The sequence below is a fragment of the Stenotrophomonas sp. YJH_SMC_58 genome (genome assembly GCF_059369635.1).
Genome location: NZ_JCAFSW010000007.1, coordinates 217,198 through 237,134, shown reverse-complemented (window position 1 = coordinate 237,134; position 19,937 = coordinate 217,198). Strand labels below are relative to the sequence as shown.

At 66.6% G+C, this 19,937-nt stretch carries 24 protein-coding genes and 2 pseudogenes; 13 read left to right on the top strand and 13 right to left on the bottom strand.

Annotation, left to right across the window (positions count from 1 at the left end):
* Positions 1 to 124, top strand: a pseudogene (locus tag AC5P68_RS11735) (IS110 family transposase); the annotation flags it as partial.
* An 11-nt stretch (positions 125 to 135) separates the two neighbouring features.
* Here the strand turns inward: AC5P68_RS11735 and AC5P68_RS11730 are convergent.
* From AC5P68_RS11730 to AC5P68_RS11710, 5 genes and pseudogenes are all read right to left on the bottom strand, one after another.
* Positions 136 to 553 (bottom strand): annotated as a pseudogene (locus AC5P68_RS11730) (hypothetical protein).
* A 145-nt stretch (positions 554 to 698) separates the two neighbouring features.
* Positions 699 to 1,673 (bottom strand): Dyp-type peroxidase, encoded by a 975-nt coding sequence (locus AC5P68_RS11725; protein ID WP_012478755.1) that lies wholly within the window; start codon positions 1,671 to 1,673, stop codon positions 699 to 701.
* A gap of 123 nt (positions 1,674 to 1,796) precedes the next feature.
* Positions 1,797 to 2,165: a VOC family protein gene (locus AC5P68_RS11720; RefSeq protein WP_033835099.1), complete on the bottom strand. Its 369-nt coding sequence runs from the start codon at positions 2,163 to 2,165 to the stop codon at positions 1,797 to 1,799.
* Between the two features lie 67 nt (positions 2,166 to 2,232).
* The gene (locus AC5P68_RS11715; protein ID WP_088435798.1) at positions 2,233 to 3,000 is read right to left on the bottom strand and encodes a helix-turn-helix transcriptional regulator; all 768 of its coding nucleotides are present in this window, start codon (positions 2,998 to 3,000) and stop codon (positions 2,233 to 2,235) included.
* Between the two features lie 123 nt (positions 3,001 to 3,123).
* A complete protein-coding gene (locus AC5P68_RS11710) occupies positions 3,124 to 3,699 on the bottom strand; it encodes an OmpO family porin (protein ID WP_005411880.1) in 576 nt (191 codons plus the stop codon).
* A gap of 206 nt (positions 3,700 to 3,905) precedes the next feature.
* Between AC5P68_RS11710 and AC5P68_RS11705 the strand changes: the two genes are divergently transcribed.
* From AC5P68_RS11705 to AC5P68_RS11695, 3 genes are all read left to right on the top strand, one after another.
* Complete coding sequence (locus tag AC5P68_RS11705; RefSeq protein ID WP_414497737.1) at positions 3,906 to 4,856, top strand: DUF2268 domain-containing putative Zn-dependent protease; 951 nt, start codon at positions 3,906 to 3,908, stop codon at positions 4,854 to 4,856.
* A gap of 214 nt (positions 4,857 to 5,070) precedes the next feature.
* Positions 5,071 to 5,343, top strand: coding sequence for a hypothetical protein (locus tag AC5P68_RS11700; protein ID WP_005407606.1), 273 nt, complete (start codon positions 5,071 to 5,073; stop codon positions 5,341 to 5,343).
* Positions 5,344 to 5,500: 157 nt separating this feature from the next.
* Complete coding sequence (locus AC5P68_RS11695) at positions 5,501 to 6,193, top strand: L,D-transpeptidase family protein (RefSeq protein WP_495217014.1); 693 nt, start codon at positions 5,501 to 5,503, stop codon at positions 6,191 to 6,193.
* A gap of 34 nt (positions 6,194 to 6,227) precedes the next feature.
* Here the strand turns inward: AC5P68_RS11695 and arsH are convergent, their stop codons facing one another.
* A complete protein-coding gene (arsH, locus tag AC5P68_RS11690) occupies positions 6,228 to 6,956 on the bottom strand; it encodes an arsenical resistance protein ArsH (protein ID WP_414497740.1) in 729 nt (242 codons plus the stop codon).
* Between the two features lie 17 nt (positions 6,957 to 6,973).
* On the opposite strand from arsH, the gene AC5P68_RS11685 reads away from it, so the two are divergent.
* From AC5P68_RS11685 to AC5P68_RS11670, 4 genes are all read left to right on the top strand, one after another.
* Entirely contained in the window at positions 6,974 to 7,303 is a 330-nt protein-coding gene (locus AC5P68_RS11685; RefSeq protein WP_024957759.1) for an ArsR/SmtB family transcription factor, read from the top strand.
* A gap of 37 nt (positions 7,304 to 7,340) precedes the next feature.
* On the top strand, positions 7,341 to 7,844 hold the full coding sequence (locus tag AC5P68_RS11680) for an arsenate reductase ArsC (RefSeq protein ID WP_414497741.1): 504 nt from the start codon (positions 7,341 to 7,343) through the stop codon (positions 7,842 to 7,844).
* An 8-nt stretch (positions 7,845 to 7,852) separates the two neighbouring features.
* Positions 7,853 to 8,884 carry an ACR3 family arsenite efflux transporter gene (arsB, locus tag AC5P68_RS11675; protein WP_033834622.1) on the top strand — a complete coding sequence of 344 codons (1,032 nt, stop codon included), beginning with the start codon at positions 7,853 to 7,855 and terminating at the stop codon, positions 8,882 to 8,884.
* Between the two features lie 490 nt (positions 8,885 to 9,374).
* On the top strand, positions 9,375 to 9,749 hold the full coding sequence (locus AC5P68_RS11670) for a hypothetical protein (protein WP_414497742.1): 375 nt from the start codon (positions 9,375 to 9,377) through the stop codon (positions 9,747 to 9,749).
* 60 nt (positions 9,750 to 9,809) lie between these two features.
* On the opposite strand, the gene AC5P68_RS11665 is transcribed toward AC5P68_RS11670, so the two are convergent.
* On the bottom strand, positions 9,810 to 10,484 hold the full coding sequence (locus AC5P68_RS11665; RefSeq protein ID WP_111109052.1) for an Ivy family c-type lysozyme inhibitor: 675 nt from the start codon (positions 10,482 to 10,484) through the stop codon (positions 9,810 to 9,812).
* Positions 10,485 to 10,620: 136 nt separating this feature from the next.
* Here AC5P68_RS11665 and AC5P68_RS11660 point away from each other — a divergent pair, with 136 nt between their 5' ends.
* The gene (locus AC5P68_RS11660; protein ID WP_049402854.1) at positions 10,621 to 11,076 is read left to right on the top strand and encodes a YybH family protein; all 456 of its coding nucleotides are present in this window, start codon (positions 10,621 to 10,623) and stop codon (positions 11,074 to 11,076) included.
* 124 nt (positions 11,077 to 11,200) lie between these two features.
* On the opposite strand, the gene AC5P68_RS11655 is transcribed toward AC5P68_RS11660, so the two are convergent.
* The 5 genes from AC5P68_RS11655 to AC5P68_RS11635 all read right to left on the bottom strand — a co-directional run bounded on the left by AC5P68_RS11655 (position 11,201) and on the right by AC5P68_RS11635 (position 14,285).
* Entirely contained in the window at positions 11,201 to 12,226 is a 1,026-nt protein-coding gene (locus tag AC5P68_RS11655; RefSeq protein ID WP_012478742.1) for an NAD(P)H-dependent glycerol-3-phosphate dehydrogenase, read from the bottom strand.
* 20 nt (positions 12,227 to 12,246) lie between these two features.
* Positions 12,247 to 12,765: a protein-export chaperone SecB gene (gene secB, locus AC5P68_RS11650; protein WP_005407596.1), complete on the bottom strand. Its 519-nt coding sequence runs from the start codon at positions 12,763 to 12,765 to the stop codon at positions 12,247 to 12,249.
* Positions 12,766 to 12,864: 99 nt separating this feature from the next.
* Complete coding sequence (locus tag AC5P68_RS11645; protein WP_005411869.1) at positions 12,865 to 13,302, bottom strand: rhodanese-like domain-containing protein; 438 nt, start codon at positions 13,300 to 13,302, stop codon at positions 12,865 to 12,867.
* A gap of 57 nt (positions 13,303 to 13,359) precedes the next feature.
* A complete protein-coding gene (locus AC5P68_RS11640; RefSeq protein ID WP_005407594.1) occupies positions 13,360 to 13,785 on the bottom strand; it encodes a hypothetical protein in 426 nt (141 codons plus the stop codon).
* A 32-nt stretch (positions 13,786 to 13,817) separates the two neighbouring features.
* On the bottom strand, positions 13,818 to 14,285 hold the full coding sequence (locus tag AC5P68_RS11635) for a YiiD C-terminal domain-containing protein (RefSeq protein ID WP_005407593.1): 468 nt from the start codon (positions 14,283 to 14,285) through the stop codon (positions 13,818 to 13,820).
* Between the two features lie 35 nt (positions 14,286 to 14,320).
* On the opposite strand from AC5P68_RS11635, the gene AC5P68_RS11630 reads away from it, so the two are divergent.
* The 3 genes from AC5P68_RS11630 (at position 14,321) to AC5P68_RS11620 (ending at position 17,514) form a co-directional block, all read left to right on the top strand.
* Positions 14,321 to 15,130: a uroporphyrinogen-III synthase gene (locus tag AC5P68_RS11630; protein ID WP_049402855.1), complete on the top strand. Its 810-nt coding sequence runs from the start codon at positions 14,321 to 14,323 to the stop codon at positions 15,128 to 15,130.
* Positions 15,131 to 15,234: 104 nt separating this feature from the next.
* A complete protein-coding gene (locus tag AC5P68_RS11625) occupies positions 15,235 to 16,212 on the top strand; it encodes a uroporphyrinogen-III C-methyltransferase (protein ID WP_012478740.1) in 978 nt (325 codons plus the stop codon).
* 6 nt (positions 16,213 to 16,218) lie between these two features.
* The gene (locus AC5P68_RS11620; protein WP_012478739.1) at positions 16,219 to 17,514 is read left to right on the top strand and encodes a heme biosynthesis HemY N-terminal domain-containing protein; all 1,296 of its coding nucleotides are present in this window, start codon (positions 16,219 to 16,221) and stop codon (positions 17,512 to 17,514) included.
* A gap of 119 nt (positions 17,515 to 17,633) precedes the next feature.
* On the opposite strand, the gene AC5P68_RS11615 is transcribed toward AC5P68_RS11620, so the two are convergent.
* A complete protein-coding gene (locus AC5P68_RS11615) occupies positions 17,634 to 18,929 on the bottom strand; it encodes an acetyl-CoA C-acetyltransferase (RefSeq protein WP_012478738.1) in 1,296 nt (431 codons plus the stop codon).
* 93 nt (positions 18,930 to 19,022) lie between these two features.
* On the opposite strand from AC5P68_RS11615, the gene AC5P68_RS11610 reads away from it, so the two are divergent.
* On the top strand, positions 19,023 to 19,910 hold the full coding sequence (locus AC5P68_RS11610) for a hypothetical protein (RefSeq protein WP_033834616.1): 888 nt from the start codon (positions 19,023 to 19,025) through the stop codon (positions 19,908 to 19,910).
* The last annotated feature ends 27 nt before the right edge of the window (positions 19,911 to 19,937 follow it).

The window sequence follows — 19,937 nt, the reverse complement described above, 5'->3', positions numbered from 1 at the left end:
TTACGCTGGCCTGAAGGCCAAGGGCAAAGCGAGCAAGGTGGCGCTCGTGGCGGTCATGCGCAAAATGCTGGTGATCCTCAACGCCCGTAAGCGAGACGCCGAGGTGGCCCTCGGCTGCCCCTGACAAGACAGTTGCTACTGGGTCAGCACCAAACCCAGCCGCAGCGGCTGGCGCATGTCGGCCGGTGGCGCGGCCTGCAGGGATGCACTCTGCAGGGTCGCGCGCAGGTCGGCGTCGACCTGGGCATCACCCAGGCTGTCGAATTCCAGCTTCGAAATGCGGCCATCCGCCGCGATCCACACGCTCACCGGCAACGGCGTCGGCGCATCCGGATGTGCCTGCAGCCATTCCAGCACACGCTGCGCCTGCGGATCCTGCTCCTGCTGCAGGCGCTGCTGCAGCTGCCCCCCCCACGGCGGCGGCATAGGCCATCCAGTGTGCAGGGGCTTCCTGCGCGGAAACGCTGGCACTCCCCAGTGCCAACGCGCCGAACAACGCGGCCAGTGGCCGCCACCAGCGGCGTGCACCGGTTGTGTTCCTTGCCATCGCCATCGCCCGCCCCTGCGCTCCCATCCAACCGCTGATGGTCGGCGCGGTAGATGACAGGCAGATGGCGGCACAGTAGAGCCACGCCATGCATGGCGTGGATCTACTGGAACAGAGCGGCCAGTAGCATGCGCAAGGACGAGAGCCGTGATCAGTCGCCCAGGTCGGCCAGCACCTTGCGCGAGGGCGCGAAGAAGGTCACGCCGGTGGTGGCGGTGGAGAAATCAAGGATGCGGTCATGCAGCGGTGCGGGATTGCCGATGAACATGCGCTCGAGCATCTTCTCGATCACCCACAGGCGGCGCGTGTAGCCGATGAAGTAGGTGCCGTACTCGCCGCGACCCGGGTTGGCGAACGGCATGTTGTCGCGCAGGATCTCGTGCTCGCCGTCGGCATCCTCGATGGTGCACAGCGTCTTGTGCGACTTCTGCGCATCGGCCGGCGCATCGTCCAGCTCGATGTTGTCGTGCTTGGTGCGGCCGATGATCGCTTCCTGCGCTTCGGTCTTCTGCGCGCGCCAGGCATCAAGATTGTGCAGGTACTTCTGCACCACCACGTAACTGCCGCCGGCATGCTCCGGGTCTTCCTCGCCCACGATGGTGGCTTCCGGCAGCGACAGCCCTTCCGGGTTGGCGGTGCCGTCAACGAAATCGAGCAGGTCGCGGCCATCGAAATAGCGGAAGCCGGCCACGTCATCGACCGTCTCCACCGCATCGCCAAAGGCCATCAGCAGGTTGCGCTCGAACGCCACGATCAGGTCCATGGTACGTGCACGGATGTGGTACAGCAGGTCGCCCGGCGTGGACACAGCGGTATGGGTCGCGCCCTTGATCTCGCGGAACGGCTGCAGCTCGCGCGGCGGCGTGGTGCCCACCAGCGGCTGCCACACGCGGTGGCCGATGGCCACGTTGCAGGTGAAGGTGCGTTCGATCTCGCGGATGGCGGTGTTCTTGATCAGGTCGTCGGTGCTGGCCAGCACCTCGCGTGCCTTGGCGATCGACGCCTCGTCATCCTTCACCTTCAGCACCAGGAACGCCGCCGAATGGGTCAGTGGCGCGGTGATCTGCTGCGGCTCGTTGTCGAGCGTGTGGTTGACGGCGGTGATCGGTGCGGGCTGGGAGTTCACGGCGGTTCCTGCTGGCTTGAGGCGGGCGCATCGCGTGTGGCGATGTGCGGGCGATCATAGCGGAACCGCCTGACCGGGGACGGAGCGGTTCTCGTTCCGTCCACCGGCGAAGGTACGAAGGCCTCAATCCACATCACTCCAGACCGCCAGTTCGTAGCCATCCAGATCGCGGAAGTGGAAGCGGCGACCACCCGGGAAGGCGAACACCGCCTGCACCACCTCGCCACCGGCGGCGATCACGCGTTGCTGTGCATCGGCCAGGTCCGCGCAGTAGAGGATCACCAGCGGCCCCCCGTGGGCACGCACCGCCGCGTCGGCCACGAAGCCACCTTTCAGACGGCCGTCGTCGAACTCGGTGTAGGCCGTGCCGTAGTCCGTGAAGCGCCAGCCGAACACCTCGCCGTAGAAGCGCTTGCTACGGTCAATGTCGGCGACGTTGAATTCGATGTTGTCGATGCGGCGTTCGGCATCGTGGGGCGCGGCAGGATTCATGGCGAGGCTCCGTGGTGGGAGCCCAGCATCGATCAATGCAGCACAGTGGTCTTGAACAAAACGGCCATCATTGTCCCCACTCCAGGCGCAGCTCGCTGGCGGTCATGCCCGCCAGTTCACGCGCCTCGCGGCTGAGATGGGCCTGGTCGGCATAGCCGGCATCAGCGGCCAGCATCGCCAACGAATGCAGTGGCAGCGCGCGACTCTGGCGCAGGAAACGTTGCAGCCGCAGGATCCGCTCCAGCGTCTTGGCGCCGTAGCCGAACTGCGACTGGCTGAAACGCCGCAAGCTGCGCGGGCTCAGGCCCAGGTGCGCCGCCAGCGTATCCAGCGTGGCATTACCCGCGGCGAGCGCCTGGAACAGGACATGGGCGCGCTGCGCCGGCGTATCGAGCGCGGCCGCACCCATGTGCTGTTGCAGGCAGTGCGCCATTCGCTGCAGGCGCTGTGCAGGCGCGGTGTCGCCGATGGAGGCCGCCGCCTTGTTCACCCACGCGCCCTTCAGGTCGGCCAGTGGCACGGCCTGGCCGATGATCGCGGCCAAGGGCAGGCCCAGCGCGGCCAATGCCTGGCCGGGACGGAAGCGTGCGCCCAGCACCTGCGCACCGGGTGCCAGCGCCGGGTGCGCGGCCACGCGGTCCGGGCCGACGACGAACAGCGCACCGTCGCGCCAGAGGATATCCACGCAGCCATCGGGCAATACGGTGATGTGCCCATCGGCATCGGCAGGAAGCTGGCTCTGCCACAGCTGGCCAAAGTGGCCGCGCAGCGGCGCAGGCGCCAGATGCTCCTGGTAGGTCGTGCCGGTGCCTGCAAGAGAGGAAGGGTCGCCCATGCCGCATTGTGGCGCCACGGGGCCCATAAAAGTGAAGCCCGGCGCGAGGCCGGGCTTCGGTTGGCGTGTGGGAGAGAGAGAGAATCACACGCCAGCACAACACGCACTAACGACAGGCGTTTGTTACCAGGTGAAGCGCGGGCCCACGAACCACTCGCGGTCGCCGGCCTTGGCCAGCTTCACTTCGCCACTCAGGCCCCAGTTCTGGTTGAACTTGGCGGTGGCGCCGACACGGCCATAGAACTCGCCGTCCGGGTTGATGCCGTGCTTCTTGGTGTAGTCCTCGTAGCCGGCCATCACGTAGCCTTCCACGTACGGGTTGAACGCGGTGCGCACGCCAACTTCGGTCGAGTAGCCGTTGAAGTCCAGGCCATGCTTCATGTCGAACTTCTGGTACGCAACGCGAGCCACCAGGTCGGTGTTCGGTGCGATGCCGTAGTTGTAGCCGGCGCCGATGCGCCACTGGTCGACGTCATTCTTGAACTTGTCGGTCTCCTGCGCGCTGTAGTCGCCGAAGATGTGGAAGTTCGGGTGCACCGCCACGGAACCCTTCACCTTCCAGCCGTCGGCGTCGCCGCCCTTGGCATCGGTGTTCACGTAGCCGCCTTCAACGTAGTTGTACGACAGGCCATCGGTTGCCGATGCAGCGAACGGCAGAGCAGCCAGAAGACCCAGGGCGAGCAGCGAATTCTTGTTCATCGGGACACACCTTTAATTATTTTGGTTTCGTCGGCCGCCTCCCGGGAGGGGGAGAGAGAAGAGGCGGTCGACAGGTGTGAATTATCCGTTAGGGGGTCTAATCAACCCTGAATATTGAACTGACTGGTGTATAAATAAGGCTGGCGTTCAGGGAACTCCGCATGGGACCGCTGTCGGCTTCTTGCGCGCACCACGCTCGGTGCTTGATGCGGGCTCTGATCCTGATCGCCTCGCCGGTTGTGCTACTGCAGGCACAGGCCGCTGAGCGCATCGTTTCTGCCAGGCACATCGTCGTACAGACAGACGATGTCACGCGCTTCTTCAAAGTGCTGGACGCCAACCAAGGGCGCCCAAGCGCCGATGATCTGCAACACGGCTATCTGGATGCGGGTACGGATGCCCTGCGCAGCTTCACCGACCGCCGTATCGGCTCGATGGAGCGGCTGGCCAGGGCCATCCAGGACAAGCCGGCATTGTTTGCGAAAGCGAGAACCTGCGCGACCGCATTGCCATCGATCCGCACGCGCGTCGCCGCTGCTGTCGATCGACTTGGCGCCCTGTTGCCGTCTGCGCGCTTTCCTCCGGTCACCGTACTGGTGGGCCGCGGCAACAGTGGTGGCGTGACTACCGAAGCAGGTGTGGTCGTCGGACTGGAAGCACTGTGCAACGCCGACTGGATGCAGGCCGATGTAGGTGACCGCTTCGTGCATCTGATCGCGCATGAGTATGTGCACGTGCAACAGCCCGGTGCACGCGTGGACGTCGAGCAGCCCACCCTGCTCTATCAGACGCTGCTGGAAGGGGGCGCCGAATACGTGGCCGAACGGATCTCCGGGCAACCGGCCAACGCGCATCTGCAGCGTTGGACGCAGGGTCGCGAGTGTGCGCTGGAGCGCGCGTTCCTGCAGGACAGCATGGGTACCGATCTTTCGGGGTGGCTGTACAACGGTCCCGGCGACGATGCGCGCCGCGGAGATCTCGGCTACTGGATCGGCTATCGCATCGCCCATGCCTATGTTGCGCGCGCGGTCGACACGCGCAGCGGCGTCGCCGAACTGCTGGATGTCCAGCCTGGGAACGCTGCAGCGCTGCTGGAAGCAAGTGGATGGCAACCTGCGTGCGGAGCAGGCGGAAGCACGCAGGCGCGCATGCCGTGATGCCGGCTTCATGCAGGTGAATGGGTAACGTTTAACAGACACAAGGCGCTCCGCCGATGCAGATCAGTTCGCTTGATCCCGCTTGTTAAGGTTTGTTGATCTACAGGCCTTCACAGCCCATCCACGTACTCAAATTCCAGCTGAAAGCACGGGCTAGCGCCGGGAACAAACGCCGCTATATTCCAGCTTCCCCAGACGAAGGAGGGAGTTGGAAATGAAACTGACCAAGCAGCACATCAACGCAGCACGCGCCATCACCGTCGCCATCGTGGCCACCGTAAGCCTCGGCGCTTGCGCCACCTACAAGGACGAGTTCGCAACCATCAACTCGCGCCTCGATCAGCTCGACGTAAAGGTGCAGGGCGCTGCCCAGAGTGCCGAGTCCGCCAACCAGTCGGCGCAGCAGGCCAACCAGCGTCTGGACCAGATCGAAGGCCGCGTACAGCAGCTTGAAAGGGCACCGGCCGGTCGCAAGCCGCGCGGCTGATAGCTCCCTCATCCTTTGAATTGATCCACCTCTGTATCGGGAACCAGTGGCCTTCGCCGGCCACTGGCGTCCTTCCACCCAGGATTGCATTGCAAGGAGCCGTCCCATTCGTACCTCCTCCTCTCCTGCACGCCGCGTCCTCCATGCCGCACTGGCGATGGCACTGGCCGTTGCGTGCAGCGGCGCAGCCAGCGCCAAGGGCAAGGACAAGGAAGCGCCTGAACAGCGAATTGCTGCCGTTGATGAACTTCCGCCCGACCAGAGCGTGTCCGAAACAGTGATCGGGCTGGCCGGCTGGGTGGTTGCCAGCAAGGACAACCACGGCTACCCGTTCGCAATCATGGACAAGGCCGCCGCGCAGGTCCTGATCTTCGGCGGCGACGGTAAGCTGCGCGGCGCGGCACCGGCGTTGTTCGGTTCGGCCATCGGTGATCACTCGGCCCCTGGTGTTGCCAAGCTCGCACTGAGCGCGATTCCCGGCCATGACCGCACCACCCCTGCCGGCCGTTTCATTGGTGGCTACGGCCCCTCCGACGATGCCGGGCGCGTGCTGTGGGTGGACTACGATTCCGCCGTCTCGATGCACCCGCTGCCGCCAGGCACCCCGAAAGAGAAACGCGCCCAACGGCTGGCAACGCCGACGCCGGACGACAACCGCGTCACCCACGGCTGCATCAACGTCTCGCCCGCGTTCTACGAGCAGATCGTGCAGTCCACGTTCGAGAAGGGCGGTGTGTTCTACATCCTGCCGGACAAGGATTCGATCGCGAAGACGTTCCCGGAGTTCGCGCAGAGCCGTGGCGATGCAAAGGACGAAGACGAGAAAGGCGCGCGGCGCGCAAGCAAGTAGAAGCGGGTAGTGGAAAGCGTTCGCGTACCGGAAGTCAGGAAGCCGCAGCGCCCGCCGCCCGCGCCAATGCAGCGGTATGCGTGTCGCCCTTCCTCTCGCTGTAACGGTCCACCAGGTAGTCCGTCCTGCCACGCGTCAGCAGCGTGAACTTCACCAGCTCTTCCATCACATCCACCACCCGATCGTAGTACGGCGAGGGTTTCATCCGGCCGTCGTCATCGAATTCCTGCCAGGCCTTGGCCACCGACGACTGGTTGGGGATGGTCAGCATGCGCATCCAACGGCCGAGCACGCGTAGCGTATTGACGGTGTTGAACGACTGCGAGCCACCACTCACCTGCATCACCGCCAGCGTCCTGCCCTGCGTGGGCCGCACGCTGCCATCTTCCAGCGGCAACCAGTCGATCTGGTTCTTGAACACGCCGGTGACCGTGCCATGCCGCTCGGGGCTGACCCAGACCTGGCCTTCCGACCACTGCGACCATTCGCGCAGTCGCTGCACTTCAGGGTGGTGCGGGTGCACGCTGTCCAGCATGGGCAGCGCATGCGGATCGAACACGCGGGTCTCGCACCCCAGGTGACGCAACAATCGCTCGGCTTCCAGCGCCAGCTTGCGACTGAACGACTGCGGCCGAAGCGAGCCGTAGAGCAGGAGGATGCGTGGCGGTTTCGGATCTGCCGCGGCGAGCTGGTGGTGATCGGGCTGGGGCAGCGAGGCGTCTACCAGATTCGGTAGATGGGGGCTTGTGATGGGCTTATTCATTCGATTATTATAGAAATATGGAAACGTTGAATGCAATTGCTGCCCTGACTGCCCTGGGCCATGCCACCCGCCTGGCTGCCTTCCGCCTGCTGGTGGAGGCTGGCCCGGCAGGTCGCATGGCGGGCGACATCGCCACGGCCCTGCAGGTGCCCCCAGCCACGCTCAGCTTCCACCTGAAGGAGCTGGTGCAGGCCGGCCTGGTGGAGAGCGAAAGCCAGGGTCGCCATGTCTGCTACCGCGCCAACTTCGATGCGATGAACGGCTTGATCGAGTACCTGACGCACAACTGCTGCGCGGGCTCGCCAACCGAGCAATGCATGCCCACGGCGCCCGCCTGCAAGGGCTGACCCCACACAGATCCTCTCCACTCAAGGCAATTGCTCCATGACCCGCAATGTCCTGTTCCTCTGTACCGGCAACAGCGCCCGCAGCGTGCTGGCTGAAGCCACCCTGCGCGCCTGGGGCGGCGATCGCTTCACGGCATTCAGTGCGGGCAGCCAGCCCACCGGCCAGGTCAATCCGTTCGCGCTGGCACAACTGCATGCCGAAGGAATGCCCATTGAAGGGCTGCGCAGCAAATCATGGGATGAGTTCGTGGATGCAGCGCCCATGAATCTGGTCATCACCGTATGCGACTCAGCCGCAGCGGAGGCCTGCCCGGTGGTGTTCGGTGACTTCATCCGCAGCCACTGGGGCCTGCCCGATCCAGCGGCCGTGGCGGGCAGCGATGCCGACAAAGCCGCGGCGTTCTCGCTGGCCCATGCCATCGTGAAAGCGCGCCTGCGTGCATTGCTCGCCTTGCCCGAATCATTGTGGTCCGACCGCGAGGCGCTGCAGCACACGCTGGATCGGATCGGACAGCTGCAGCCGACTGATCACATGCCGTGACTGCCCCCATGAATCTGTTCGAGCGCTACCTGACGCTTTGGGTCGGGCTTTGTATTGCGGTCGGCACGCTGCTGGGCCACTTCCTACCCGCTGTTTTCGCGGAGCTGGCTTCGGCCGAAATCGCCAAGGTCAATCTGCCGGTTGCCGCGCTGATCTGGTTGATGATCATCCCGATGCTGCTGAAGGTCGACTTCACCGCAATGCGCCAGTTGCAGCAGCACTGGAAGGGCATCGGGGTAACACTGTTCATCAACTGGGCGGTCAAGCCGTTTTCGATGGCGCTGCTGGGCTGGCTGTTCCTGCGCCATGCCTTCGCGGACTGGCTGCCCGCAGCACAGATCGACAGCTACATCGCCGGGCTGATCCTGCTGGCAGCGGCGCCCTGCACTGCCATGGTGTTCGTCTGGAGCAACCTGTGCCGCGGCGATGCCAACTTCACCCTGAGCCAGGTGGCCTTGAACGACGCGATCATGGTGGTCGCATACGCACCGGTGGTTGCGCTGTTGCTCGGCCTGTCGGCGATCACTGTGCCGTGGGACACGCTGCTGTTGTCGGTGGGCCTCTACATCGTGGCGCCGGTGCTGGTGGCCGCCCTGCTGCGGCGCGGAATCCTGTTGCGTCGTGGCGAGGCAGCATTGCAGCGGGTGCTTCACAAGCTTGGGCCCGTCTCGCTGTCTGCGCTGCTGCTCACGCTGGTGCTGCTGTTCGGGTTCCAGGGCCAGCAGATCGTGAAGCAACCGCTGGTGATTGCACTGATTGCAGTGCCGATCCTGATCCAGGTCTATTTCACTTCCGGCCTGGCCTACCTGCTCAATCGTCGCCTGGGCGTGGCGCATTGCGTGGCCGGCCCTTCGGCGTTGATTGGTGCCAGCAATTTCTTCGAACTGGCGGTAGCCACCGCGGTGGGACTGTTCGGCGTGCATTCGGGGGCTGCGCTGGCGACGGTGGTGGGTGTACTGATCGAGGTGCCGGTCATGTTGTCTGTGGTGCGGATCGTGAACCGTACTCAAGCCTGGTACGAGAGACGCGAAGAGCACTGACACACCGGAGTGCGCCGAAGTCGATTTACGTTCTTCGCCCCGCACTGTCGTCATCGGCCTGGTGGAGTGCCCGTACGCCACGTCATCAACTTCGACCCATGTCGCATATTCCCCATGCCGCTACGGACGTTGCGGCGCCTGCGTCTGCGACGGCTTAACAGCATGCAAAAATGCCAGAAGCGTCTTTGATCCAGCGTTGAATGCAACTCTTCTGATTGGCGTTGCGCAGCGACGGCGGTACAGATGGTGGGCCGCCGGAAAATGGGTGGCCGGGCCTCGAAAACCCGTTAGATCACGAACGTTGTTTGCGCTTGCCAGCCGGCGTCACCCCGCGTGGCGCCGGCTGGCATTCCGTCTGCCGGCTATGGCGGGCGGAACGTGGAGGCCTTGCGCCTGCCGGTCTCGTTCGTGATCTCCCGGTTTTCGAGCCACGTCTCCGCCCGCCACCTCTATGTGGCGGTTACCGTCTGTCCTGCACGGAGCCCTTGCCATGAGCACACACGAATCCTCCCGCCTGCGCGCGCAGTCCGTGCCCGCCAACGCGGACGCGCCCTCGGAAGCACTGCACCCGCACGATCCGCACGGTTTCATCGCCACGCTCGACCGCATCGGCAAGGGCGCCGCCGCCGACGGCCAGCCCTGGCCGGAACGTCATCAGATGCCCGGCCGCCGCATGGCCTTGGCCGACGCGGACTGCGCATTGACCGGCCTGCGCGTGGCGCTGGAAATGCTGCTGGCTGCCGAGCGCGTGCGCCAGAACGGACCCGACGAGGAGTACGTGGGCGACCGGTTGATGGAGGGCCTGATGATGGTCAGTCTGTCGCTGACAGCACAGGTCAGCGCACGCATGCGGCCGGAAGGGTGATACGGGGAACAACGCTCACTGCAACGCCGGGCACGGCCCGGCGCTGCGGCGCGCGCCACATCACTCGCAGAGTGCGCTGTCCTCCTTCAACGCGGCATCCTGCAGTGGCTGGCGCTGTTCGATCTGCGCACGTTGTTCCGCCGTCGGCTCGCCCAGCCACCATACACGGCAGCGCGCGGTAAGACGGCCAACCATCTTCGACTGATCGGGCGAATACAGCATCGCCAACGCCGTGCCGGGGCAGTCGTGGGCCTGGCAGGCGGTGTAGAACCACCACGGCTCACCCTGCAGCACTACCAGTTCGCCAGGACCGCTGGGCCCGCTCAACAGGCGTTCGCGCAGCGATGGAATCTCCTTGTCAGCGGATTCGGCTGCGGCCGTGTTCTTCATCAGGGCGTTGAACGCGGCCAGCACCTTCGGATCCTTGCGGCCGCAGTCGTCCACGGTATTGCCGCCCACCAGGGTGAAGAAATGCGTCGCCAGCGGGTTGTCCGCGCAGGTGAGTTCCCCGCCGGCGCTCGGGTCTTCCGGTTCGCCTTCGTTGTCCCACACCGAGGGGTCCACACCGTCTTCGGCGGACGGTTCCTTCTCGACCACCGCCGCCGCGGCGGCCGGTGCTTCGGCGGTCGGCGCTGGCGCCACAGCAGGTGCAGTCTCGCCAGTCTTTTCCGGTGCCTGTCCGCAGGCTGCCAGCAGCGCGGCCATCATCGCCATCCCTGTGATTCGCATCTTCATTCCGTGTCCTTGTCTGATCTGCGCTGCGTCCGCCGAATCGGCGGCCGCGTGATTCTAACCAGCGGCGCGCTAGGATGCGTCTGAAGCCTTCCCGTCATCGCCAGAGCCTGGACGCATGCGCCGCACACGACTCGCCATGATCTTCTGCAGTGCCCTGCTGATGGCATCGCCGGCAACTGCCCACGATGCAGAAGGCGCGAAGCCCGCACAGCCGCTTCCCGATATCGCGCTGCCCGCACCACTGGACCGTGTACTGCGCGACTACGAGCAGGCGTGGCGCACGGGTGATGTCAAGGCATTGGGTGCGCTGTTCGCCGAGGATGGCTTTGTGCTGCAGAGCAACCAGCCGCCGGTGCGCGGCCGCAGTGCGATCGAGGCCGCGTATGCCGGCCAGGGCGGCAGCCCGTTGCGGCTGCGTGCGCTGGCGTATTCGATGGAGGGCAACACGGGCTACATCGTCGGTGCGTACAGCTACGGCAACAACGTGGGCGATACCGGCAAGTTCACGCTCACGTTGAAGCGCGTGGGCGATGGGCCGTGGCTGATCTTTTCGGACATGGACAACACCAGCGCGCCGCCACGAGCGCGGTGATTGCTGCCGCTGGTTGCCAACCAAGGTTGGCAGCTACCAGAAGCGGGGTCCGTCGTAGATCCACGCCATGCGTGGATGGGGCGCGCACAAAAAAAACCCCGGCATGTAGCCGGGGTTTTTCGATTCACTTGAACAGCGTGTCCGGGTATTCCGGTTTCTGTTCCCGCGCCAGCAATGCGCGCAGGCCTTCTTCCGGCGTCTGCTCGCCATGCAGCACGGCACGCACGCGGTCGGAGATCGGCAGGTCGATGCCATGGCGGCGCGCCTGTCGCATCACTTCGTCGGCGGTCTGCACCGACTCGACCACCTGGCCGATTTCGCGCACGGCATCCTGCAGCGTCTGGCCACGGCCCAGGGCCAGGCCCAGGCGGCGGTTGCGCGACAGGTCGCCGGTGCAGGTCAGCACCAGATCGCCCAGGCCCGCCAGGCCCATCAGCGTTTCCGGCTTGGCACCGATGGCAGCGGCCAGGCGCAGCATCTCGTTGAGGCCACGGGTGATCAGGCCGGCACGGGCGTTGAGGCCCAGCTGCATGCCATCGGCCACGCCGGTGGCCACGGCCAGCACGTTCTTCATCGCGCCGCCCAGCTCGGCACCAACCATGTCGTCGCCGGTGTAGGCGCGGAACGCCGGGCCATGCATCGCCTCGGCCACCATCTGCGCGAACTCGGGCACGTCGCCGTGCACGGTGATCGCGGTCGGCAGGCCCTGGGTCACTTCCTTGGCGAACGACGGCCCGGTGACAACGGCCAGCGGCACGTCCTCACCCAGCACTTCGCGCGCCACTTCATGCAGGAAGCGGCCCGAACCGGGTTCGAAGCCCTTGGTGGCCCAGGCCACGCCGGCACCGGCAGGACGCAGCGGCGCCAGCGCACGCACGGTTTCGCCGAAGGCATGCGAGGGGGTCACCACCAGGATCCAGGCCGCGCCCTCCACCGCCGACGCCAGGTCGGTGGTGGCACGCAGGCTGTCCGGCAGCGGGATGCCCGGCAGGTAACGCGGGTTCTCGTGGCGCTGGTCGATGGCTTCGACCACGGCAGCATCGCGCCCCCACAGCACGGTCGGATGACCGTGCCGTGCGAGCAGGCTGGCCAGCGCGGTTCCCCAGGAACCGGCGCCAAGCACGGCGATCTTGTCAGCGGTAGTGCTCATCCGTGACGTCGCGGCAGGAATCAGGCGTTGCCAGCCGGCTCGGAGTCAGCCAGCGACGGTGCGTCGCCCTGCTCCTGGCGCTGGCGCAGGGTTTCTGCGTACAGGCCTTCGAAGTTGATCGGCTGCAGGAAGAACGGCGGGAAGCCGCCGGCCTGGATCAGGTCGCTGATCAGCTGGCGCACGTACGGGAACAGGATATTCGGGCACTGGGTGCCGAGCAGCACGTCGATCGACTGCGGGTCCAGGCCGACCAGGCCGAACACGCCGGCCTGCTTCACTTCGGCCACGTAGGCGGTGCGCTCACCGGCCTGGCAGGTCAGGGTCACGGCCAGCACGACTTCGAAGGCGTTCTCACCCAGGCGCTGCACCTGCTGGTTCAGGTTCAGCTGCAGCTCCGGCTGCACCTGGTCATTGAAGATGGTCGGGGCGTTCGGCGACTCGAAGGAGACGTCCTTGACGTAGATCTTCTCGACGGTGAAAGCGGGGCCGGTGGCGGCATCGACCGGCGCAGCAGCGCCGTTGGTGATCTCTTCGGACATTTCCAGTAACTCCAATGAATGCAATGAAAACGATGGTCGAATTACTGCGATGGGGGCGGGATCAGGCCCATACAAGGCCGGATCCGCCACCCGCGGCAATCAGTTGCGGCCCTTGACCAGCGGCAGTTCGGCCTGCTGCCAGGCGGGAATGCCGCCGTCGAGCACGTAGACCTTCTCGAAGCCGGCCTTCTTCAGCGCCTTGGCGGCGGTTTCCGAGGCGTTGCCGCTGCGGCACACCAGCACCACCGGCGACTGCTTGGCGTTGGCCACCAGCTTGTGGTCCGGGCCGAAGGCACTGGCCTGGGCGTTGCGGCTGCCGGCAATGTGGCCCTTCTCGAAGTCACCGCTGGCCGACAGGTCGACCACCACCGTGCCGCCCGCGTTCATCAGCTGGGTCAGTTCGGCGGGCTTGATGCCCTTGAAGCCCCGGAACAGGCGGCGGATCTCGGTGACGATGATGGCCACGGTCAGGCCGACCAGGGCCGCGGACAGCATCGGGTTTCGGCCTGCAAAGGCCAGCAACTCTTCGTAATTCACTCAGGTCACGGGTCGATTAAGCGGGCGCCGATTGTCGCACAAGCCGGACGCGGCCCGTCACTGCCCCTTCCACAGGTCCGGCAGGCCGGCGGTCTGCCACCAGCGCTTGGCCTCCGGATCCCAGCGCCAGCGCTCGACCACCATCACGGTGCGTTCGGCCTGGGTGTTCTGGTTGATCACCCCGATTTCGACCCGGCGCTCGACCAGGCCGCCTTCCAGCGCCGCGCTGCTGCGCTCGCGGTAAGACGACACGCGCAGCTGCGCGTAGCGGTTGAGCTCGAACTCGGTAGGCGGCTTTTCCTTGCGCAGCTTGGGGTCCAGATAGCCGATGGCATCGTCCATGCTGCCCCAGCGGATGGTGGCGCCGTAGGCGATCTGGGTCTCTTCCAGCAGCTTGCGCTGCTTGCGGCTCAGGTCGTCGGCCGAAGCCACGGCGCTGACCAGCAGCAGGGAACACATCAGGAACTGGATGAGGCGGCGCATCGGTGGTTTCCCCAGAACGTCAGCCTGCCATCCTACCCTTTGGCGAAGGCAACAAAGCGACCGCTGAACTCTGCGGCAGGCTTGCCATCGGCACCGGGCTGGGTGGCGATGATGCTGATGCGGGCCTTGCGGCGCTGGCGGAAGGTGTTCAGGAAGGCGTCCCAGCCGGTGGCCTCGGCCGCTTCGGCGTGGGCGTGCAGGTCTTCGTAGACCGGCGCCAGGTAGCGCAGGTTGCTGTCGGCCACGTAGACCTCGGCATCGTGGCCGGCCAGGCGCAGGCGCAGGCTGACCAGCGCCCAGCCGGACAGGGTCAGCACCGAGGCCAGGCTGCCACCGAAGGCGTTGCCCTTGTCGTTGACGTTGGCGGCCAGCGGCGCGGTGATGCGCAGCACGCCATCGGCATAGCCGTCGAGCTGGATCTGCATGGCGCGGACCGCCGGCATGCAGTCCAGCACGTCCTGCAGGGCGGCCAGCGAGGAAGTCAGAGCATCAACGGACATCGGAGCAGAGACCACGACAACGAAGGGCCCGCATAATGCAGGCAATGGCCGACCATACGATACCCACTGGCGCCGCCGGTTCCGAGCCGGGCTGGACCTTCATTTCGCTGCGACCGCAGGGCCAGAATTCCGCGCTGCGCCGCGCCGTTGCTGGGCTGGGCGGGCATGTGGTGGCCCTGCCACCCTGGCGCCTGCAGCGCTTGAACGGCATGCCAGTGGTGCGTCAGCTGCAACGCGCGCTGAACTGCGATCGGGTGGTGTTCACCAGCCCGGCCGCCGTTGCCGCAGCCGCGTCCCTGCTGCCACTGGCCGAGGCGCAACGCAGCCCGTGGCTGACCGTGGGCGAAGGCACCGCGCGCGCACTGCGGGCGCAGGGCGTCGGCGAGGTGCATGCACCGCAACGGATGGACAGCGAGGGCCTGCTGGCGTTGCCGGTGCTGGCCGAGGCGCGGGGCCTGCGCATCGGCCTGGTCACCGCGCCCGGCGGACGCGGGCTGATTGCTGCACACCTGCAGGCCGCAGGCGCCACGATCGAACGTGCCGATGTCTACCAGCGCCGCCTGCTGCGACTGCCCCCGCGAACGCTGGCGCGATTGGCGCATTCAGCACAGCCGTGGGTACTGGCCGTGAGCAGTGGCGAAGCGCTGCAGCATTTCTGGCAACAGCTTCCGCCGGCCGGGCAGCAGCGCCTGCGGGCGTCTGCCCGCGTGGTGGTTGCCAGTGACCGCCTCGGCGAACAGGCGCAGGCGCTCGGCCTGCAGCGCATCACACGCAGCGCCGGCCCCACCGCTGCGCAGCTGGTGGCCGCTGCACACGCCACGCTCACCGTCCCGGCAGCGACCTGAACAGGGACGTGGGTCACGCTTGCCGCTGTGGTCGGCAACAGTGATGCTGTGCACAACGCGGCCTGCCGGATCCTGACCGGCGACGTTGCCGACAAGGAAGCCCCATGAACGAGACTCCGCCCGTTTCCCCGCCCCGTCGACCCGTGCGCTGGCTGCTGCCGCTGGCCGGGGTGGTCGTGCTTGGCGTGGGCGGCTATGCCGGCTGGTACGTCTGGCAGCAGCAACAGCACGAACAGGAGGCGCAGGCACAGACCATGGCCGTGCAGCTGCAGGGCCTGGAGGCGACGCTGGATGCACTGCGCCGCGACCAGCGCGCGACCAGCCAGCGGCTGCAGGATGCGGCGACCACCAACCGCGTGCTGCGCGACGAGATGCTGGGCCTTTCGCAGCGCAGTGCGCTGCTGGAAGAGAACCTGGCCAAGCTGGCCGACAGCGCCAACCAGGGCCGCCAGGCGGTACAGCGCGATGAGGCCGAACTGCTGCTGACCCAGGCGGCGCAGCGGCTGAATTATGCCGACGACGTGGAAGGCGCGCGCCGCCTGTATGCACAGGCCGCCACCGCGCTGGCCGATCTGCCCGACAGCGATGGCCTGAACCTGCGCCAGGCATTGGTGCAGGAGCGCGATGCACTGGATGCGCTGGGCGCCGGCCCGCGCGTGCAGTCGCTGCAGCGGCTGGACGCCCTGGCCAGGGCACTGCAGGGGCTGCCGTCGCAGGTGACCGGCAACGCTGCGACCGACACCGCAAAACCGTGGTGGCAATCGACGCTGGCCCCGTTCGTGGACATCACCCCGAGCCGCCAGAATGGCCCGCTGACCGCCGCCGAACGTCGCAATGCCGACGACGCCCTGCAGCTGGAACTGACCCTGGCGCGCGCCGCGATCGAACGCGGCGACCGCACGGGCCGCGATACCGCACTGGAACGCGTGGAGCACTGGGCACAGCGGCGCTGGCCGGATTCACCGGCCCTGCGCGCGCAACGTGCTGAACTGAAGGCCTTGCGCGAGCTTCCGCTGCAGGCCAGCAACACCGTGCTTGGCAGCACCCTGCAGCAACTGCGCACCCAGACCGACCGGAGGTAATCCCGCATGAAACCCCTGCAATCCCTGGTTGTGCTGTTGCTGGCGGTGGCCATCGGCGTGGTGGCCGCGCAATGGCTGGGCGCCGATGACCTCAACCGTTTCGGTGAAGTAACCCTGCGCTACGGCGGTTACGACTACCACAGCAACCTGCCGAAGGTGGCGCTGCTGTCGGTGATCGCAGTGCTGGTGCTGTGGCTGCTGTGGAGCCTGATTGCCGCACCGTTCCGCGCCTGGGGCCGCTACCGCCGCAAGCAGGGCCGGGTGCGCCTGATCGACGGCCTGCAGGCCTACGAGCACGGCCAGTGGCAGCGTGCCGAGAAGCTGCTGGATGGCGCTGCCAAGGACCCGGAAGTGAGCGCGGTGGCGCTGGCCAATGCCGTGCGCAGCGCACAGGCACGTGCCGACGGCCCCGCCGGTGAAGCGCTGCTGCAGCGTCTTGGCGAGAGCGATGCCACCCTGCAGGCGCTGCTGCGCGCCGAACAGCTGCTGGCGCGCGATCTGCCGGTGGATGCGATCAACGCATTGGACGTGGCGGCGATCCAGCCGCTGCCGCCGCGCGGCCTGTGGCTGCGTACCGAAGCGCTGGCGCGTGCCGGCCGCGCACACGAGGCCTATGGCCAGCTGGGTGCGCTGCGCCAGAGCAAGGTACTGCCGGCCGAATCGAACAGCGAACTGGAAGCCCGCCTGGCCGCACAGGCGCTGCTGGAAGCGGCCGACGTCAATGCATTGGCCGCACAGTGGGAAGCCACGCCGAAGGCGCTGCGGCCGACCCCGGACGTGGTGGGCGCCTATGCCAGCCGTGCGGTGGCCCTGAACTGGGATGAGCCGGCGCTGCTGGCGCTGGAACAGGCGCTGGACCAGCGCTGGGACGACGAACTGGTCGCGCTGTACGGCCGCCTGCCGGCCGAGCGCCTGGCCACCCGCCAGGCCAACCTGGCGCGCTGGCGCAATGTGCATGATGGCTCGGCCGCACTGCATCTGGCGCAGGGCCGCGTCGCCCTGGCCCAGCAGCAGTGGGATGCTGCCGATACGTTCCTGCACGAGGCCATCGCCGCCGGCGCCGGTGCCCCGGCGTGGGAGGCACTGGGTGAACTGTTCGCGCAGCGTGGCGAGCACGCGCTGGCCGCGCAGTGCCTGGCCAATGCGCTGCGACTGCAGCGCGGCGAGGACAGCGTGGCGCTGGTGCGCGGCAGCGAGGCACCATTGCGTGCCACGGTGGAAGAGCAGCCGATCGCGGTGCAGCCGCCGGTGTATGACGCCAATGAAGAGCGCGACGAGTTCGGCAACCCGCGGTTGCCGTGAGGCGTGCCGACCAACGGTCGGAGCCCACCGGAGCAACAAAAAAACGCCGCCCATTGGGCGGCGTTTTCATGTGTGGAACCCGGTAGTCGCCAACCTTGGTTGGCGCGCGGTCGCAACGATCAGCGTTCGACGATCGCCACCACGCCCATGCCGCCGGCGGTGCAGATCGACACCAGCGCGCGGCCGCCGCCACGTTCGGCCAGCTGCTTGGCTGCGGTAGCGATCACGCGGGCGCCGGTGGCGGCGAACGGGTGGCCGGTAGCCAGCGACGAGCCCAGCAGGTTGATCTTGTCCGGGTCGATACGGCCCATCGGCGCATCCAGGCCCAGGCGGTTGCGGCAGTAATCCTCGCTCTCCCACGCACGCAGGGTGCACAGCACCTGTGCAGCGAAAGCCTCGTGGATCTCGTAGATGTCGAAGTCCTGCAGGGTCAGGCCGTTGCGCTTGAGCATCTCCGGCACGGCCACGGTCGGTGCCATCAGCAGGCCTTCGCCATGCACGAAGTCCACCGCAGAGACGTGCGCATCGCGCAGGTACGCCTGCGGCTCATGGCCGTGCGCACGCGCCCACTCTTCACTGGCCAGCAGCACCGCGGCGGCGCCATCGGTCAGCGGCGTGGAGTTGGCGGCGGTCAGGGTGCCACGGCCGGAGACCTTGTCGAAGGCCGGCTTCAGCGTGGCCAGCTTTTCCAGCGAGGTATCCGGACGCAGGATGTTGTCGCGCTCGACGCCACGGAACGGTGCGATCAGATCGTTGAAGAAACCGCGCTCATAGGCAGCGGCCAGCTTCTTGTGCGAGGACACCGCCCACTCGTCCTGCGAGTCGCGCGAGATGTTCCATTCCTTGGCCATGTCCTCGCAGTGGTCGCCCATGCTCTTGCCGGTGCGCGGCTCGGCCACACCCGGGAACTCGGGCTTGAGCTCGGAGAACTTGAAGCCGGAAGTGAGCGCGCGGATCTTGTCGCCGGTGCTCTTGGCACGGTTGGCGGCCAGCAGGCGCGCGCGCAGCTTCTTGCCGTAGACGATCGGCACGTCGGAGGTGGTGTCCGAACCGCCGCCGATGCCCGATTCGATCTGGCCCAGCGCGATCTTGTTGGCGACAGTGATGATGCTGTCCAGCGAGGTGCCACAGGCGCGCTGCAGGGTGATGCCCGGGGTCAGCGGCGACAGGCCGGACGACAGCGTGGCTTCACGGCCCAGGTTCCAGTCGCTGGAGTGCTTGATCACCGCACCCATCGCCACTTCACCCAGCTGCTGGCCGTGCAGGCCGAACCGTTCGACCAGCGCGCCCAGCGTACGGACCGACATGCCGAGGTTGCCGACATCCGAATACGCGGTGTTCTGGCGGCAGAACGGAATGCGGACGCCACCGAGGATGGCGACGGGACGAGCGTTGGGCATGGAGATACCTGGCATGGATGAGGGTGTCTGCAACATGGCCTGCACGGCGGAGCAGGCATAATGGAGCCAAGTGTAGCTGCCGCCCTGTGATGGGCCAACCGTGGAACCATGAGCAAACCCGACCCCGCGATGAATGCCCTTGGCGTGCTGGCCCTGGAACTGGCCGGCGGTGAAATCCCCCGCCAGGCGGTACTCAGCGCCGAACAGGCCGGTGAACTGGCCGATCGCGTCGGCCGCGACCTGTCCAAGCTGGTGCCGCAGGTGGCCGAGCTGGACCTGGTGTTCGCCGCCGCCCATTTCGACCCGGCCGAAGTGCTGCGCCCGGGCTGGCCGATCCACCGCCGCCTGGAAGAACTGCAGATGCGTGCCCCGGGCCGCAACCAGGGCCCGCGCCTGCTGGCCTTTGGTACCGACGCCCAGGGCGACGTGCCGCTACCGTTCCAGGCCGACGCCAGCCTGGTGGGCGGCGGCCTGCGCGTGGTGCCGTTCCTGCTGACCGGCAGCGACGTGGCGACGACCAATGCGGTGGCCGAGGCGCTGGAAGACACGCTGCTGGCCAACGGCATGGCCCATGCCGACACCGCGTTGATGGCGCAGAACACCTTCGGTGCCCGCATCGAGCACGCGCGCTATTTCACTGTGAATGATCTGGCCGCGATGATGTCGATGCAGTACGACAACCAGGGCCTGGCCGCACTGTGGCCGCTGATCGAGACCGCGATCATGGCCCCCGGTGAAGACGAATGGCTCAACGCCGCGCCCGAGCCGCTGCTGCGTTACACGCATGGCGAAGCACGCATGGCGCTGTTCGATCCGGCCGGCTGGTGCGCGCACTACGATTACGGCAAGAACGATTGCGACCGCCTGAAGGGCATCTACGAGCAGTTCCTGATGCGCCAGCGACAGATGGCCGCGGTGCTGGAAGCACATGGCGTGCCGGTACTGTTCGTGCACTGCGAGGCCGGCCAGGACGCGCGCGAACTGCTGGCGCGCTGATCAAGCCGCACCACGCGCCGCCAACCG

Bases quoted from the DNA above. Each gene is read 5' to 3' on its own strand.
- AC5P68_RS11720 (WP_033835099.1), bottom strand. From the start codon at position 2,165: ATGAATCCTGCCGCGCCCCACGATGCCGAACGCCGCATCGACAACATC.
- AC5P68_RS11715 (WP_088435798.1), bottom strand. From the start codon at position 3,000: ATGGGCGACCCTTCCTCTCTTGCAGGCACCGGCACGACCTACCAGGAG.
- AC5P68_RS11710 (WP_005411880.1), bottom strand. From the start codon at position 3,699: ATGAACAAGAATTCGCTGCTCGCCCTGGGTCTTCTGGCTGCTCTGCCG.
- AC5P68_RS11705 (WP_414497737.1), top strand. From the start codon at position 3,906: ATGCGGGCTCTGATCCTGATCGCCTCGCCGGTTGTGCTACTGCAGGCA.
- AC5P68_RS11700 (WP_005407606.1), top strand. From the start codon at position 5,071: ATGAAACTGACCAAGCAGCACATCAACGCAGCACGCGCCATCACCGTC.
- AC5P68_RS11695 (WP_495217014.1), top strand. From the start codon at position 5,501: ATGGCACTGGCCGTTGCGTGCAGCGGCGCAGCCAGCGCCAAGGGCAAG.
- arsH (WP_414497740.1), bottom strand. From the start codon at position 6,956: ATGAATAAGCCCATCACAAGCCCCCATCTACCGAATCTGGTAGACGCC.
- AC5P68_RS11685 (WP_024957759.1), top strand. From the start codon at position 6,974: ATGGAAACGTTGAATGCAATTGCTGCCCTGACTGCCCTGGGCCATGCC.
- AC5P68_RS11680 (WP_414497741.1), top strand. From the start codon at position 7,341: ATGACCCGCAATGTCCTGTTCCTCTGTACCGGCAACAGCGCCCGCAGC.
- arsB (WP_033834622.1), top strand. From the start codon at position 7,853: ATGAATCTGTTCGAGCGCTACCTGACGCTTTGGGTCGGGCTTTGTATT.
- AC5P68_RS11670 (WP_414497742.1), top strand. From the start codon at position 9,375: ATGAGCACACACGAATCCTCCCGCCTGCGCGCGCAGTCCGTGCCCGCC.
- AC5P68_RS11665 (WP_111109052.1), bottom strand. From the start codon at position 10,484: ATGAAGATGCGAATCACAGGGATGGCGATGATGGCCGCGCTGCTGGCA.
- AC5P68_RS11660 (WP_049402854.1), top strand. From the start codon at position 10,621: ATGATCTTCTGCAGTGCCCTGCTGATGGCATCGCCGGCAACTGCCCAC.
- AC5P68_RS11655 (WP_012478742.1), bottom strand. From the start codon at position 12,226: ATGAGCACTACCGCTGACAAGATCGCCGTGCTTGGCGCCGGTTCCTGG.
- secB (WP_005407596.1), bottom strand. From the start codon at position 12,765: ATGTCCGAAGAGATCACCAACGGCGCTGCTGCGCCGGTCGATGCCGCC.
- AC5P68_RS11640 (WP_005407594.1), bottom strand. From the start codon at position 13,785: ATGCGCCGCCTCATCCAGTTCCTGATGTGTTCCCTGCTGCTGGTCAGC.
- AC5P68_RS11635 (WP_005407593.1), bottom strand. From the start codon at position 14,285: ATGTCCGTTGATGCTCTGACTTCCTCGCTGGCCGCCCTGCAGGACGTG.
- AC5P68_RS11630 (WP_049402855.1), top strand. From the start codon at position 14,321: ATGCAGGCAATGGCCGACCATACGATACCCACTGGCGCCGCCGGTTCC.
- AC5P68_RS11625 (WP_012478740.1), top strand. From the start codon at position 15,235: ATGAACGAGACTCCGCCCGTTTCCCCGCCCCGTCGACCCGTGCGCTGG.
- AC5P68_RS11620 (WP_012478739.1), top strand. From the start codon at position 16,219: ATGAAACCCCTGCAATCCCTGGTTGTGCTGTTGCTGGCGGTGGCCATC.
- AC5P68_RS11615 (WP_012478738.1), bottom strand. From the start codon at position 18,929: ATGCCAGGTATCTCCATGCCCAACGCTCGTCCCGTCGCCATCCTCGGT.
- AC5P68_RS11610 (WP_033834616.1), top strand. From the start codon at position 19,023: ATGAGCAAACCCGACCCCGCGATGAATGCCCTTGGCGTGCTGGCCCTG.